Origin of the sequence: Trichocoleus sp. FACHB-262 (assembly GCF_014696035.1) — a bacterium.
Classification (GTDB): domain Bacteria; phylum Cyanobacteriota; class Cyanobacteriia; order FACHB-46; family FACHB-46; genus Trichocoleus.
Window position 1 is genome coordinate 1 of record NZ_JACJPK010000050.1, and the last position, 14,730, is coordinate 14,730.

Consider the following 14,730-nt stretch of genomic DNA (forward strand, 5'->3'; position numbering starts at 1 on the left):
AGAGGGCCACCCCTACAATGTAGCAGCGAGCAAGCGTTGGAATGACAAGGTATGTCAACCTGCTTAATTACAATAGAAGTAGCTCTACAAGATTCAGCTTTAGCATTGGAATCAGTGATTCAGGCTGAATTGCAAAAGCGAGGAGAGCCGTTTCAGTGGGCAGTGACAGACGTAGATTGTCAGCGACAGATAGTTTCAATAGATGCCCTGTTATGGCTGAAACCTGAACTCAGTTAAATCCTCTCTAAGAAGAAAACAATCAATAGGGCAAGATGAAAGCGTTCCGCCAGAGCATGGCAAAAACCTTCCCGCGATTGCTTTTTCTTAGCTACTGTATAAAGCTCAAAGCCGCGATCGCCCCCTCTAGTTGCAGCTCCGACACTTCCAGATAACGTTGGAGCGCCTGCAAGCTTCGGTGCCCAGATATTTCTTGAATCACCCGCAGCGGTATCCCCACGCTACTCATCCAGGTTAGGGCCGTCCGTCTGAAACTGTGCGTACTAACTCCCACCAACCCAGGCGATCGCAAGAATCTGTCTATTAGCCGGCTTTCAGCTTTAGAAACCAAAGCTTTTCTAGGGGTATCTAGAAGTGTCCTTCCTCTGTTTGTTGACGCAACGTATCGACACTGAATTGCTCATGCTGCATCACCGCTTGTCTCACTAGATCAGCCCGCTGTTTCGCTTCTTGGGCCTTCTGCAAATATAATTGCGCTAGCTCCGAAGTTTCAGCCTCAGCCAGATGTTCGCCTAGGTTCTCCAGCAGCATCACGCTTTCCTCCACGGCTCGCAGCGCACTCCATAACGTCTCTTCAATCGAATGGGTAACCTCAGACAAGAGGGCGTTGGCCGAGAAGGCATGTCCCGTATGGCAGCGAAAACGGGTGATGTTCCCCTCTTTGATTTTGACTAGGACGCCATGGCACTCGGGGCAGGTAAAAGCACTCAGTTCCCCCAGCTTCATAATGCCTAGCTGTAGAGCATTCTCTTCTGCCGCCGTCTGAATTTCGAGCTGGGTCTTCTCGTTCTCTTCTGGGCTCACTTCAGGCATCGACGCAACAGGCTCCTGGGTCAGACGAATCAGCAGTTCTGGCATCATCGCCACGGGCACACAGTAGTCAACCTCAACTTCTTTGAGCGCACTTTTAGGCATGGAAGGAATCAACGCCTCTTGAGGATGCTGCACAATGGTGGTGCCTCCCCTGAGCTTAATCGTCCATAACCCGGATGTTCCGTCATCCAAAGCACCTGTGAGCACGATGCCAATCGCCCCGGCTCCATAAACATAGGCAGCAGAACGGAATAAGGGGTCAATCGCGGGACGGAATCGGTTCTCTTTGGGGCCTTTAGTCACCCGAACCCGCTCCGGCTCGATGAGCAGATGATGATTCGGAGGTGCCACATAGATTCGTCCTGGCACGATCGCTTCTCTATCAATGGCATGGGCGGCTTTCAGGGGACCTGCTTTATCCAGCACTCGAGGCAGAATCCCTTGAGCATCGGGTGGTAAGTGCCAAACAATGCAGATCGCCGCTGGAAAGTCTGGGGGTAAGTGCTTAACCAAAGACCGCAACACCTCTAGGCCACCGGCAGACGTTCCCACGACAACAAGGTTGCAATGATTCAGCATTGGTTCACTTCCACCCTTCACGCAAGATCCCAGAAGTTTGAAACATCAAACGTCTTTGTGGCCTCACTTTAGTGAAGGACACGATCTCATTGTGAGGGAGGGCAGTCATCAACCGCTTCTACCCGCAGGAGTGATACCAGAAGTGATCCTCTGGTACAGCGAGTTCAGCGATCGCCCTGCATTGCCTCAAACAACTTTGCAATCTCGTAGGAAGTTAAAACTTTGGCTTGACCGTGGCCGTCTACCTTCATCGAACCGCCTTCATTTCTACCTGAAGAAATATTGTTTTCTTCGGGTAACAAGCGCAAAGCATTGATACGCCGTTGTTACATCCCAACGAGGAGAAGCAGTTAATTCCAACTTATCAATCGCTTCTATCTCAAAACGGCTGAAACCCTGATTCTGCTGTTGATTGATAAGTTTTACTTAATTCGTTAGCATCGTTTGCGTTGACCATGAGCGATCGCAGTGTTTTGAGCACGTCCTTTCATACCCCTCGGCTCATCCAGAGAATTTGTCCAATTTAATCCTAGTGGGAAATTAGCATCACTATCCGCCAGGACTAATTTTGAGGGCGCAGCGGGGTGCTTAGAAACCTGTACTGCTCCACCCACGGGCTGTGGGTACTTTCCATTTCCTCACTCACTTTTTTCCCACCAAAGTTGTGATGGCTTTGATGAGTTTATCCGGTTCAATGGGTTTGGCGAGATGCTGCTGAAATCCCGCTTGCAGAGCTTGCTGGTGGTTCACCTCTCCCACATAAGCAGTGAGGGCGATCGCCGGAGTTTGCCCACCCTGCTCGGGTGGTAAGGCTCTCAGCTGCTGCATCAGCATATAGCCATCCATATGCGGCATGCCCACATCACTGACAATGACATCTGGAACAAACTGCTCTAGGACTTCCAGCGCTGCTGCCCCAGAGCTAACCGCCGTGACCTTCGCCCCGTATTGTTCTAGCAAGAAAGCCTGAAATTCACGGGTATCCGTATCGTCATCCACCAGCAAAACTTGGATGTTGTCCAAAGGCGCTTTTGTTTCGCTTGGAGTAGGGCTGGGCCGAGGCGTGATGGATGCGGTTTGCAACATGACGGGCAATTGCACGCTGAAGGTTGCACCTTGATTCTCCCCAGCGCTCTCTGCACTCACCGTGCCCCCATGCAGTTCCACGATTTGCCGCACGATTGCCAGCCCCAATCCCAATCCACCAAATCTGCGCGTAGTGGAACCGTCTTCTTGGCGAAAATACTCAAACACATGCGGTAGAAACTCAGGATTGATGCCCTTACCCGTATCGATGACGCGAATGTGAGCCGATTGCCCGATTTGTTTCAGTTTGACCGTGACCTGTCCACCGCTGGGTGTGAACTTCACGGCATTCGTCAGCAAGTTCCACACGACTTGCTGGAGGCGTGCCGCATCACCGAAGACGGGCGCGATATCCGAGGTGAGATCAAGCACGATGGCAATGTTCTTGGCTTCTGCTGCCAACTGTACGGTTTCAAGCGCCGCAGAAATTACAAACGCCAAACTGGTGGGGGTCGCGGTTAAGGTCAGCTTGCCCTGCATAATGCGGGCGATGTCAAGCAGATCTTCAATCAGTTGCGATTGCAGCTTGGCATTGCGTTCGATCGTGGCGATGGCTTCGGCTTGCCGGGTCGCATCGAGTTTGCCGGTTTGCAGTAAGCGCGTCCATCCCAAAATCGGGTTAAGAGGCGATCGCAGTTCATGGGACAGCACCGCTAGAAACTCATCTTTGATCCGATTCGCCCGTTCCGCTGCTTCGCGGGCTGCTTGTTCTTGTTGTAGAATTCGTTTGCGCTCAGTCACATCCCGACAGGTAATCACGCCGCCTGTGATGTTGCCACTTCGATCGCTGACAGGAAAACCACTGACACTGACCCACCGCCCTTCAGCAGTAGGATTACGTCGCACAAAGACTTCAATATCGTTTGCGGGCTCTCCTTGTATGGCTCGATAAAGCGGCAGTTGCTGATCCGGAAAGAGGGTTTGTTGATCCGGTAAATAGAGTCCATAGGTCTGTGCCCACTCCTCACAGGGATGCTCATTGGTGAGTGGACCAAAGATGCGTTCGGCTGCCTGGTTCACCAGCACAACCTCGCCCTTGGGATTTGCCAAAATCAAACCATCACCAATACTATCAATAATCAGTTGTAAGAGCGTTGCTTGCTCTTGCAACGTGGTTTCTGCCTGTTTGCGCTCGGTGATATTGCGGCTGACGGCGGCTAACCCAATCGGCTGCTTGTTCTCACCTCTGATATAAAAGACGTTGTAGAGCATCCACAACGCTGCGCCCGTCTTGAAATGACGGAACCGAATTTCCACCTCTGCCCGTCCCTCCCGTAAAACACGAGGAAAAAACTCGTTAATAACGAAGTCCTGATCCTCAGGAAAAAAGAAGTCCCTAACTGAGGTTTCAATGTATTGCTGCACACCATCCAACCCGACCAGTTGCTGACCTGCTGGATTGACATAAAACGGGACAAAATTCATATCGCACATGCCGATAAACTCCCCACTGTTATCGGCGAGAGAAACAAACTTTTGAATCTCAAGCTCTGCCTGTTTGCGCTCGGTAATATCAGTGTTCGTGCCAAACCATTGCAAAATCCGTCCTTGCTCGTCTCGAATCGGAATGGCACGAGACAGGAACCAACGATACGTTCCATCTCTGCCCCGGAGCGGAAAGGTGTCCTCCCACTGTTCACCCGTTTCAAAGCAGTGGCGAATATGCTTAACCACGCGATCGACATGATCCGGATGATGAACCTGCTGCCACCCCCAGCCTTGCATTTCCCCTAACGTTGTCCCTGTGTAGTCAAACCAGCGCCGGTTGTACCAGAAGATCCAACCGTTCTCGTTTGCCATCCATGCCAATTGAGATATATTGTCTGCCAGGGTGCGGAAACGCTCCTCACTTTCCTGCAATGCCGCTTCTGTCCGCTGACGCTCCAATTCAGTCGCAATTCGGAGCGCAAAGATAGTTAGCAAGGACTCTGCCAGTTGCACCTGCTCTAGTGGTTTGCCATCCATGACCCCTAACAACCCTAAAAGTTTGCCGCTGGAGTCAAAGCAGGGAACTGCTACATAGCTTTCAACGGAAAGTGGCTTCAGTAAGGGTGCATCAGGGAACTGAGCTTGCACATGGCGCGGGTAGCAGCAAATTTTTCGTTGTTCAATGACTTCCCAGCAGGGCGTATCTTGCAGTGAGTATTCTAGGTTATCTACAAGCTGAGCGTGAGCGCAGGTGGCGATCGTTCTCAGCCTTTTGAGCTCACCACCCTCTACTAAGCCGATGTAGGCATAATCTGCGTCTAAAGCTCTAGCAAGATGCTGCACCAGAGTCGAGAAAAAAGCATCACCCGTGACCGTTGCCACGGCTTGAGTAATCTCTAGCAAAGCCGCATCGACCTGAGCAATCCGATGAGCTGCCAATCTCAATTCCAGTTCATCCACCACCATTGCTGCCAGGTCAACCAAGGTCGCCTGTTGCTTTGGAGTCAAAGGCTCATGGGGTTGAGTATCAAGCAAACAGAGCGTACCGAGATTGAAGCCGTCTGGAGTCAGGAGGGGGGCACCTGCATAGAAGCGTACACCAGGTTCACTTTGCACAAAGGGATTACAGGCAAAGCGATCATCCTGGCGAGTGTCGGGAACAATCAGAGGCTCATTCGTTAATAGGGCAAAGCTGCAAAGCGTCGCATCACGCGGAACTTCAGAAGCATCGAAGCCGATGGAGGACTTAAACCAAGCTCTGGACTCATCAACCAGAGAAACCAAAGAGATGGGCAGATCAAACAGCCGTGCTGCCAGGGCGGTAATGCGATCGAATGCGATTTCGGGGGAAGTATCGAGAATCTTGTAGCGATGCAACGCTGCCAACCGCTCAGTTTCATTTGCCGGGAGAGGTGTCGTTACTGTCTTTTGAGGCAGTTGGTTAGTCATAGCAACCAGGAGGAAAAGAAATCAGTATTGGAGTGAGTCGCAAGCCATGAAGGACAACTTTAGACTCTAACCAGTGCATTAAATCAGATTGGCGATCGCCTTTTAGAACATTAAAGCTGCGATCGTGTCCTCCAGTTGCAGCTCTGATACCTCTAGATACCGTTGAAGTGCCTATAAGCTGCAGTGGCCCGCTATCACCCGCAGCGGTACCCCAGCGCTACTCATCTGGGTCAGTGCAGTTCGTCTAAAACTGTGAGTACTAACTCCCCCCAGCCCCAGTCGATCGCACGTCTCCCTCAGAATCTCATCCGCTAACTTCGGGTTAATGTAGCCGCGCCCGTGCCGTTCTGGGAAGAGGTACTGTTTACCCGCCCCGGCGCGGTACATCTCCAAGTATTCCTTGAGAACTGCATTAACGGGAATGTGGCGCGTCTCCTGCTTTCCTTTGGTGTTGGCCTTACGCAGGGTAATCTTCATTCTGACCCCGGCTGCGTCATAAGCATCTGTGGGTCAGCATCGAACAAGCTTCACTGATGCGGCACCCTGTGTAGAGACAGATGCCAAAGACAGCCCGATCGCGATCGTACTCCAACGCCTCGAACACTTTTACAATCTCATGAGAAGTTAAAACCTTGGCTTGGCCGTGACCGTCCACCTTCATTGAGCAGCCTCAACATTTACCTGAACTAACCTTAGGCATTTTGTGATGTACAACGACAGCTTCGTCAGTTTGAATATTATTCACCCAGCATCTAGCCAGCTTTGTATCCTTAGAACTCCTTCTCAGGGTAGATAGAGGCATAAATCTATGCCCTCAGAATGAGGTATATAGCAGACGCTATAATCAACTGCTTTACCTATAAAAATTTTCCCTTCAAGTCCTCATGCTTAAAAAGACAGCGGCACTAGCACAACCAGAAGTGAGTCATCTGATTCGCAAGCTGCGGCACCTGAGTGGATTAAGCCAAGAGCAGTTTGCCGTCACCCTAGGCGTTGCTTTTAGCACGATTAATCGATGGGAAAACGGTCACATGCAGCCCTCCCCTCTAGCACTGAAGCAAATCAAAACAATGCTCGGTGAGTTGAGCCGTTCATCTGTAGTTGAGCTTCAGGAGCAAAGCCAAACCTTACTCAATCAGTATTTTTTAGAGACGGAGTCGAGCGCTCAATGACTGAAGCGAAGGCTGGGATTTCGAGTCATTCCTCTCCTACACCCAGTACAGAAACCACTGGCTTGCTGGAGAGTGAAGCGCGCTTCCGGTTCGTGCTAGAAGCATCACCGGATGGATTCACTATTCTCCGCACTGTCCCGGATCAAGGAGGGGCGATCGCTGACTTCAGCATTGAATATGTTAATCCAGTGGCCGCCAGAGGTGTGAACCGTAGGCCCGAGGAAATTGTGGGTCAGCAGCTGCTACAGCTGTTTCCCGAATGTAAAAACAGTGGTATTTTCGCTCGCTATGTGACAGTCGCCGAAACTGGCATTTCTGAGACATTTGAGACGTTCTACAACAGTCAAGCACTAACCGGTTGGTTTCGTAACGTCGTTGTCAAGCTAAACGATGGGATTGCGGTTTCCTTTAGCAACATTACCGATCGCAAGCAAGCAGAACTAGCACTGCAACAGCAAAAGCAGCACTTCAAAGTCGCTTTACAAACCGCCAAGCTGGGTTCTTGGGAGCATGACCTGATTACGGGAGTTTTAACTTGTTCGGCTCAATGTAAGGCGAACTTTGGCTTACCACCTGATGCCGAGTTTACTCACGAAACCTTGTTTGCGGGGTTGCATTCCGATGACGTATCCATGGTTCAGGCAGCAATTGAGCATTCCGTTCAATCGGGAACGGACTATGAGGTAGAGGAGCGTTGCTACCATCCTGATGGGAGTCTGCACTGGTTGATTGTTCGAGGTCAGGTTATCTGTGACGCTAACGGCACGCCGATTCGCATGGTGGGGGTCACGCTCGATATTACAGAACGCAAGCAATTTGAGGAGTCGCTCCGAGCAGCCAACCAACATACTTCCAACATTCTGGAAAGCATTACAGATGCTTTCATCGCCTTTGACCGCGACTGGCGCTATACCTACGTCAACCAAGAAGCGGCTCGGATGTTAGGGCGATCGCCTGAGGAGTTGTTGGGACAACGCTGGCAAGATGTCTTTCCTGAGGTGGCTCGGCAGAATACGGTGACAGGCCGAGCCCTCCACCAAGCCATGACGGAACAAGTGAGTGCTCGCTTGGAAGTCTTTTCTCTGGCAGCTCAGCGTTGGATAGAGATGTCCATTTTTCCTTCACCGAATGGTGTGGCTGCATGGTTTCGCGATATTAGTGACCGCAAACGAGCCGAGCAACGTCGAGATGCACAATATGCGATCGCGCGTATCCTCGCAGAGGCCACGACCATTGCTCAAGCGACCCCCACAATTTTGCAGGCTCTTTGTGAGAATTTAGGCTGGCAAGTGGGAGTGCTTTGGAGTGTAACCCCAGAGCAACTCGTACTCCATTGCATTGACTGCTGGCAAGGGCAAGATGCAGAGCTGTGTGAATTCATTCAGACCAGTCAACAAATGACCTTTGCCCCAGGTGTTGGGATTCCTGGTCAAGTATGGGCCAGCCGTCAACCCCTCTGGATCACTGAAATTAGTCAAGACAGCAACTTCCCTAGAGCGGCACTTGCTTCCCAGACTGGGCTAAAGTCTGCTTTTGGTTTTCCCATTCAGTTGGGTCACGAGATTCTAGGGGTCATTGAGTGCTTTAGCGATCGCGTCCAAGAGCCAGATGCCGACCTGTTACAGATGATGGCCGCGATCGGTAGCCAAATGGGTCAGTTTATGGAGCGGAAGCGGACAGAAATAGCTTTACGCGAGAGCCAAGAGCTGTTCCAAAGCTTCATGAACCACAGCCCAATGGCAGCATTTATCAAGGATGAAGCAGGGCGCTATCTCTATGTCAATAGCTGGGCAGAGCGAGTCAATCAACGTCAGAAAGCTGATTTTATTGGCAAAACCGATTTCGAAATATTGCCACCTACCATTGCTCACCAGCTACATGAGAATGATCTGGCTGTCTTGAGTAGTGGTCAACCCATGCAAACGCTGGAGACTGTGCAGCAGCCTGGTGGGGAACGCAGTTATATGTCTTTTAAGTTCCCTTTTCGGAACGCGGCTGGGCAACAACTACTGGCAGGCGTGGCAATCGATGTGACTGATCGAATGCAAGCCGAAGCAGCCTTGCGGCAGCGAGAAGCAGAACTTCGCCTGATCACCAACGCTGTGCCCGTTCTGATCTCGTTTGTGGATGCTGAACAGCGTTATCGCTTTAACAACCAGAAGTATGAAGAGTGGTTTGAACGGCCTGCCACTGAAGTAAACGGCAAGTACCTCTGGGAAGTGCTCGGAGAGACTGCCTATGAAATAATTCGTCCTTATGTTGAGCAGGTACTTTTAGGTCAAGAAGTCACCTTTGAAAGCAGAATCCCTTACAAAGCGGATAATACTCGTGATGTCGTTGTCACTTACGTGCCTCGCTTCGGCCACCAGGGAAATGTGGAAGGCTTTGTGGCATTAGTCAATGACATCACTCACCGTAAGCAAGCAGAAGAAACCCTACGACAGAGTGAAGAGCGACTGCGAATCGCCCAACAAGCTGCTAATGCTGGTGTCTGGGATTGGGACATACCGACCGATCACGTCACTTGGTCAGAGCAGTACTACCGTCTTTATAATCTTGATCCAGCTACCATCCAACCGTCTTATGACAATTGGTTGAGTTCAATTATCGAGCCAGACCGCGATCGCGTCGATCGAGCTGCCAGGGAAGCCTTAGAACATCAAAATGACCTGAATGTGGAATTCCGCATCCTTCACCCCGCTCAAGGAGAGCGCTGGCTAACGGCGATCGGGCAAACGTTTTACGATGGACCCGGGCAGCCGAGACGTATGACAGGTATTGCGCTAGATATCACCCAGCGCAAGCAAGCGGAGGAAGCGCTGCGAGAGAGCGGGGAATGGGCACGACTAGCAATTCAAGTGGGTCGATTAGGAGGATGGCGACTGCACCTAGATACAAATCTTGTTGAGATGGATGAGCGAATGCGCGAGATCTGGGGGGAGCCGAAGGATACTGTCATGCTTCCTTTGTCAAAGGTGATAGAGCGAACGCACCCAGACGATCGAGAGCGGGTTGCCAGCGCGGTCAGTGCTGCGCTCTCTCCTCAATCATCGGGTACTTATGAGATTGAGTACCGAATTGTCTGGAACGACGGCACCGAACGATGGGTCTCTGCTAACGGGCAAGTCCAATTCGAGGGTGAGGGCAAGTTTCGGCGACCCATTGATTTTTTTGGAACTGCAATTGATATCACCGAAGGCAAACAGGCAGAAGCCACCATACGAGAGAGTGAGGAACGCTATCGATATTTGGCAGAATCAATTCCTCAATTAGTCTGGACGGTCAGTGCAGAAGGGGTGCTGATCGATATCAATCAACGCTGGTCTACTTTCACTGGGCTTACACTCGTGCAAGTGCAAACCGCAGGATGGGAAGTTATGGTTCATCCTGATGATTTACCTATACTGAGGCAAAGTTGGGCGATCGCTCAACAGGATGGTACTTATTATCAAGCGGAAGGCCGAATCCGCCGAACTGATGGAGTGTATCGTTGGCATTTGCATCAAGCGGTGCCTTTGAAGAATGAACAGGGACAATTGCTCAAATGGTTCGGCACAGCAACGGATATTGAAGATCAAAAACAGTTGGAACAACAGCGCATTGCGCTGCTACAGCAAGAACAAGTAGCCCGAGAGCAAGCCGAAACCGCAAATCGCATCAAAGATGAATTTTTGGCGGTGCTGTCTCACGAGTTGCGATCGCCCCTTAATCTCATCTTGGGATGGGCAAAGCTCCTACAATCTCGCAGTTTGGATGAACAAAAGACACAGCACGCGCTAGAAAGCATTGAGCGCAATGCCAAGTTGCAAGCAGAATTGATTGAGGATCTACTCGATGTGTCCCGCATTTTGCGTGGCAAGTTGGTACTGAACACAGCGATCGTTAACCTGTCCAATACGATTGAAGCCGCGCTAGAAACCGTGAAACTGGCCGCAGAAGCCAAAGGCATCCAAATCCAAACCACATTTGACCCCAGTGTAGGACAAGTTAGGGGAGACCAAGCCCGCTTGCAACAGGTAATTTGGAATTTGCTCTCCAATGCTGTGAAATTCACACCCGCTGGTGGAATGGTCGAAATTCGATTAGAGCAGGTTGGTACTGATGCTCAAATTCAAGTCAAAGATACAGGCAAAGGTATCAATCCTCACTTTCTACCCTATGTCTTTGAATACTTCCGTCAGGAGGACGGCACTACGACCCGGAAGTTTGGGGGACTTGGACTCGGACTTGCGATCGTTCGTCATCTCACCGAACTGCATGGAGGAAGTGTTGGAGTAGAGAGTCCTGGTGAGGGGCTAGGAGCTACATTCACCGTTAGATTACCGCTATCAATCAAGCTTGGGGCACGAAACCTAGGAGCGCAAGATTCAGGATTTAGCAATCAGCCCTCCACGCTCCCCCTTCCCCTCGCAGGATTGCAAATTTTAATCGTAGATGACGAACCAGACATTCGCGACATTGTATCGTTCGTTCTAGAGCAAGCAGGAGCATCTGTAAGCATTGCTGCCTCCGCTTTAGAAGCTCTAGAACGACTCAAGCAATCCCTACCTGATGCCTTAGTTTGTGACATTGGCATGCCAGATATCGATGGTTACATGCTGATGTGTCAAGTCCGCATGTTACCTCCAGAACAGGGTGGAGAGGTTCCAGCGATCGCTCTCACCGCCTATGCTGGAGAAATTGATCAGCAGCAAGCCCTGGCAGCAGGGTTTCAGAGGCACATGGCTAAACCCATTGAACCAGAGGATTTAGTGAGAGCGATCATCGCTTTAATGAAATCATGAGCGCGAACAACTCGGTATCGCTATTTTGATTGACTTGATCTCACCTAGGAAAATGCCCCATCCGACCCGCTCTCAAGTACAGCGCTATGGCATTGCTGGGCTCAGCGTTTTGCTGGCAAGTGTGCTGATGCTCCTACTAGACCCTCTGCTAGCTATGACTCGCAGCCCTTTCCTGCTGTTCTTTGGCGCTGTCATGGTCAGTGCTTGGTATGGAGGCTTAGGTCCAGGGCTCTTTGCCACCGCTTTGTCAGGTTTCATTAGCACTTACTTTTTTCTTCCGCCTCTATATTCCCTGTCTCTAGACTGGGTGAATGGCTCGCGGTTAAGTTTGTTTCTGCTGGAGGGCGTCCTGATCAGTGCCCTATCTGATGCCCTACGGGTCGCCAAGCAGCGGGTGGAGCGATCATTATTCAAGCTGCAGCTTAGTGAGGAACAGTATCGGCAATTAGTCGTTCAGGGCCAAGCACAAACGAATACCTTGAATGCGATCTTTTCCGCATCTGTGGATCATATCTATGTCTTTGACCAAGCAGGGCGATATCGATATGTCAGCGATGGAGGAGCCCAAGTACTAGGGTTTCAACCCCATGATTTGGTTGGTAAAACTTGGAAAGAGCTGGGTTTACCTGCTGATCTGATGGAACCCGTAGATGCTCAGCGAGAAACCGTGATGACGACTGGGCGATCGCTCACTAGCGAAACAGTTTTCACCACAGACAATGGGGTGCGGTTTTACGAATATATTCTGGCTCCACTCCACGCAGATCCATCCACGCAATCTGTGGTGGTAATCTCCCGAGATGTGACCGAGCGCAAGCAAGCAGAGGCCGAGCGGAACCAGCTTCTGGTACGAGAGCAAGCCGCGCGAGCAGAAGCGGAGGTGCAGCGGAATCGATTGCATTCACTTCTCCTCCAAGCTCCAGCTTTTATTTGTATCAGTCGTGGGCCTGATCATGTCTTTGAGTTTGCCAATCCCCGCTACTATCAACTCGTCGGAAACCGCGAACTGATTGGGCGCACCAATCGAGAAGCCTTTCCTGAACTAGCAGGACAAGGTTTTTTTGAACTTCTAGATCAAGTGCTGGCCACTGGACAGCCCTTCTTTGGCAACGAAATCGCGGCTCAATTGGATCGGCAAGGGAATGGATCAATCGAGGAGGGGTTTTTCAACTTTGTCTACCAGCCCATGTTCGATATCAATGGGGCTGTAGAAGGGGTGATTACCTTTGGCTTTGAAGTGACCGACCAAGTTGTGGCACGGCGGCAAGCCGAAGCCTTAGCCGCAGACCTGAGAATCCAACAGGTGGCGCTGAAGAAAAGTGAAGCTCGCTTCAGCCGCTTAGTTGAATCCAACATTATTGGCGTGCTTCTGGCGGGTCCCAGTGGCACGATTATGGAGGCGAACGATGCCTTCCTCAAAATAGTGGGTTATACCCGTGAAGACTTGCATGATGGCGTGATGAACTGGTCTGAGATGACACCACCAGAGTACGTCCAGCAGGATGAGCTCGTGTTACAAGAACTTGCTGCCTCGGGGAGTTGCACCCCATTCGAGAAGGCATACATTCGTAAAGATGGCAGTCAGGTTCCCATTTTACTGGGAGCTGCACGACTCGAAAGTGACGAACTTGCTTGGGTCTGTTTTGTGCTTGACCTGAGTGAAAGCAAAAAAGTTGAAGCACTACTGCGGCAACAAGCAGAGGAGTTATCCCGGGCCAATCGGCTGAAAGATGAGTTTCTCGCTACTGTCTCCCATGAGTTGCGGACACCTCTAAATGCCATGCTGGGATGGTCAACCATGCTGCGTTCTAGACAACTCGATGAAGCCACGACAAATCGGGCGATAGAGACAATCGAACGAAACGCGAGGGCGCAGAATCAACTCATCAATGACCTATTGGATGTTTCTCGCATTATTACTGGCAAGCTGCGCTTAAATGTTCGTCCGGTAATCCTAGTTTCGGTGATTGAGGCCGCGATCGACTCCATCCGACCTGCCGCAGAAGCCAAAGATATTCGCTTGCAGAGTATTTTAGACCCCAATGCTGGTCCTGTTTCGGGTGATTCCGATCGCCTGCAACAGGTGTTTTGGAATTTACTCTCCAATGCCGTGAAGTTCACCCCCAAAGGTGGTCGAGTGCAGATTCGTTTAGAGCGGATCAATTCTCATATCGAGGTGACTGTGAGTGATACTGGGCAAGGAATTAGCCCTGAGTTTCTACCTTATGTCTTCGAGCGCTTACAGCAAGCAGATAGTACTACTACTAGGGCACATGGAGGGTTGGGCCTTGGTTTAGCGATTGTCCGTCACTTAGTCGAACTGCATGGGGGAAGTGTTAATGCCACCAGCGCCGGTGAAGGCAAGGGAGCTACCTTTATGGTCAATCTACCCATTACCATCTTTCGTCCAGAACCAACAGACATGGAACGAGTACATCCTACTGTCAGTGATACAGCTCCTCTGCTGGACACACCGAGATTAGATGGCTTGAAAGTTTTGATTGTAGATGACGAAATCGATGCCCGCGAGTTGTTAGCCATGCTGCTAAGGCAAAGAGGAGCCGTGACCACGACCGTGGCCTCCGCTAGAGAGGCTTTAGCTATCATCATCCAGTCCGCTTTTGACCAAAAACCTGACGTATTGGTCAGTGATATTGGCATGCCTAGTGAGGATGGGTACACGCTGATTCGTCAAGTTCGCGCCTTAGCGCCAGAGCAAGGAGGTCGAATTCCGGCGATCGCCCTAACTGCTTATGCGCGTACAGAAGACCGCATCAAAGCCTTAGCTTCAGGCTTTCAGTCCCATGTCCCTAAGCCAGTGGAACCGGTTGAGTTTATTACAGTATTAGCCAGCTTAATCAATCGTTTCTAGAACCTGAGAGACACGATCGCCCCCTCCAGTTGGAGCTCGGACATCTCGGGATATCGTTGAAGTGCCTGCAAGCTGCGGTGTCCGGAGATCTCCTGAATCACCCGTAGCGGTATCCCTGCACTACTCATCTGGGTTAGAGCAGTTCGTCTAAAACTGTGGGTACTGACCCCCACCAGCTCCAGGCGATCGCTTGCCACACGTTTTAACTTGAGCAACTGACCCATGAATATGAGCGGGAGTCTTAGGGCTTCTTAGCTACTACTTTCGCGATCGCTCGACTTCAGCGGACGTTAGGCCAAAGGTCTTAAAG

General features: G+C 50.9%; 11 protein-coding genes. 4 read left to right on the plus strand and 7 right to left on the minus strand.

Annotated elements, in window-relative coordinates; genetic code table 11:
• Window positions 1–51: 51 nt before the first annotated feature.
• Window positions 52–237 carry a hypothetical protein gene (locus H6F68_RS10415; RefSeq protein ID WP_190558765.1) on the plus strand — a complete coding sequence of 62 codons (186 nt, stop codon included), beginning with the start codon at window positions 52–54 and terminating at the stop codon, window positions 235–237.
• Window positions 238–328: 91 nt separating this feature from the next.
• Here H6F68_RS10415 and H6F68_RS10420 read toward each other — a convergent pair whose 3' ends face one another.
• The 6 genes from H6F68_RS10420 to H6F68_RS29345 all read right to left on the minus strand — a co-directional run bounded on the left by H6F68_RS10420 (window position 329) and on the right by H6F68_RS29345 (window position 6,253).
• Window positions 329–634, minus strand: a complete 306-nt coding sequence (locus tag H6F68_RS10420) for a tyrosine-type recombinase/integrase (RefSeq protein WP_190558798.1) — start codon at window positions 632–634, stop codon at window positions 329–331.
• Window positions 586–1,602 (minus strand): chemotaxis protein CheB, encoded by a 1,017-nt coding sequence (locus H6F68_RS10425; protein ID WP_199300026.1) that lies wholly within the window; start codon window positions 1,600–1,602, stop codon window positions 586–588. Before H6F68_RS10425 ends, H6F68_RS10420 begins: the two co-directional genes overlap by 49 nt.
• Window positions 1,603–1,793: 191 nt before the next feature.
• Entirely contained in the window at window positions 1,794–1,937 is a 144-nt protein-coding gene (locus H6F68_RS10430; RefSeq protein WP_190558767.1) for a hypothetical protein, read from the minus strand.
• 334 nt (window positions 1,938–2,271) lie between these two features.
• Window positions 2,272–5,592, minus strand: coding sequence for a PAS domain S-box protein (locus tag H6F68_RS10435; RefSeq protein WP_190558768.1), 3,321 nt, complete (start codon window positions 5,590–5,592; stop codon window positions 2,272–2,274).
• A gap of 171 nt (window positions 5,593–5,763) precedes the next feature.
• Complete coding sequence (locus H6F68_RS29340; protein ID WP_277876047.1) at window positions 5,764–6,069, minus strand: tyrosine-type recombinase/integrase; 306 nt, start codon at window positions 6,067–6,069, stop codon at window positions 5,764–5,766.
• A 16-nt stretch (window positions 6,070–6,085) separates the two neighbouring features.
• A complete protein-coding gene (locus H6F68_RS29345; RefSeq protein ID WP_277876048.1) occupies window positions 6,086–6,253 on the minus strand; it encodes a tyrosine-type recombinase/integrase in 168 nt (55 codons plus the stop codon).
• 223 nt (window positions 6,254–6,476) lie between these two features.
• On the opposite strand from H6F68_RS29345, the gene H6F68_RS10445 reads away from it, so the two are divergent.
• The 3 genes from H6F68_RS10445 to H6F68_RS10455 are packed head-to-tail and all read left to right on the plus strand — an operon-like array spanning window position 6,477 to window position 14,420.
• On the plus strand, window positions 6,477–6,764 hold the full coding sequence (locus H6F68_RS10445) for a DNA-binding transcriptional regulator (RefSeq protein ID WP_190558770.1): 288 nt from the start codon (window positions 6,477–6,479) through the stop codon (window positions 6,762–6,764).
• Window positions 6,761–11,548: a PAS domain S-box protein gene (locus H6F68_RS10450; RefSeq protein ID WP_190558772.1), complete on the plus strand. Its 4,788-nt coding sequence runs from the start codon at window positions 6,761–6,763 to the stop codon at window positions 11,546–11,548. The genes H6F68_RS10445 and H6F68_RS10450 overlap by 4 nt, the downstream gene beginning before the upstream one ends.
• A 52-nt stretch (window positions 11,549–11,600) precedes the next feature.
• A complete protein-coding gene (locus H6F68_RS10455; protein ID WP_190558774.1) occupies window positions 11,601–14,420 on the plus strand; it encodes a PAS domain S-box protein in 2,820 nt (939 codons plus the stop codon).
• On the opposite strand, the gene H6F68_RS10460 is transcribed toward H6F68_RS10455, so the two are convergent.
• The gene (locus H6F68_RS10460) at window positions 14,417–14,644 is read right to left on the minus strand and encodes a tyrosine-type recombinase/integrase (protein ID WP_190558776.1); all 228 of its coding nucleotides are present in this window, start codon (window positions 14,642–14,644) and stop codon (window positions 14,417–14,419) included. The two genes, H6F68_RS10455 and H6F68_RS10460, sit on opposite strands and share 4 nt — an antisense overlap.
• Window positions 14,645–14,730: the final 86 nt, after the last annotated feature.

Coding starts and splice junctions, on each gene's coding strand:
- H6F68_RS10455 (WP_190558774.1), top strand. CDS start 11,601: ATGCCCCATCCGACCCGCTCTCAAGTACAGCGCTATGGCATTGCTGGG.
- H6F68_RS10415 (WP_190558765.1), top strand. CDS start 52: ATGTCAACCTGCTTAATTACAATAGAAGTAGCTCTACAAGATTCAGCT.
- H6F68_RS29345 (WP_277876048.1), bottom strand. CDS start 6,253: ATGAAGGTGGACGGTCACGGCCAAGCCAAGGTTTTAACTTCTCATGAG.
- H6F68_RS10435 (WP_190558768.1), bottom strand. CDS start 5,592: ATGACTAACCAACTGCCTCAAAAGACAGTAACGACACCTCTCCCGGCA.
- H6F68_RS10460 (WP_190558776.1), bottom strand. CDS start 14,644: ATGGGTCAGTTGCTCAAGTTAAAACGTGTGGCAAGCGATCGCCTGGAG.
- H6F68_RS29340 (WP_277876047.1), bottom strand. CDS start 6,069: ATGAAGATTACCCTGCGTAAGGCCAACACCAAAGGAAAGCAGGAGACG.
- H6F68_RS10445 (WP_190558770.1), top strand. CDS start 6,477: ATGCTTAAAAAGACAGCGGCACTAGCACAACCAGAAGTGAGTCATCTG.
- H6F68_RS10450 (WP_190558772.1), top strand. CDS start 6,761: ATGACTGAAGCGAAGGCTGGGATTTCGAGTCATTCCTCTCCTACACCC.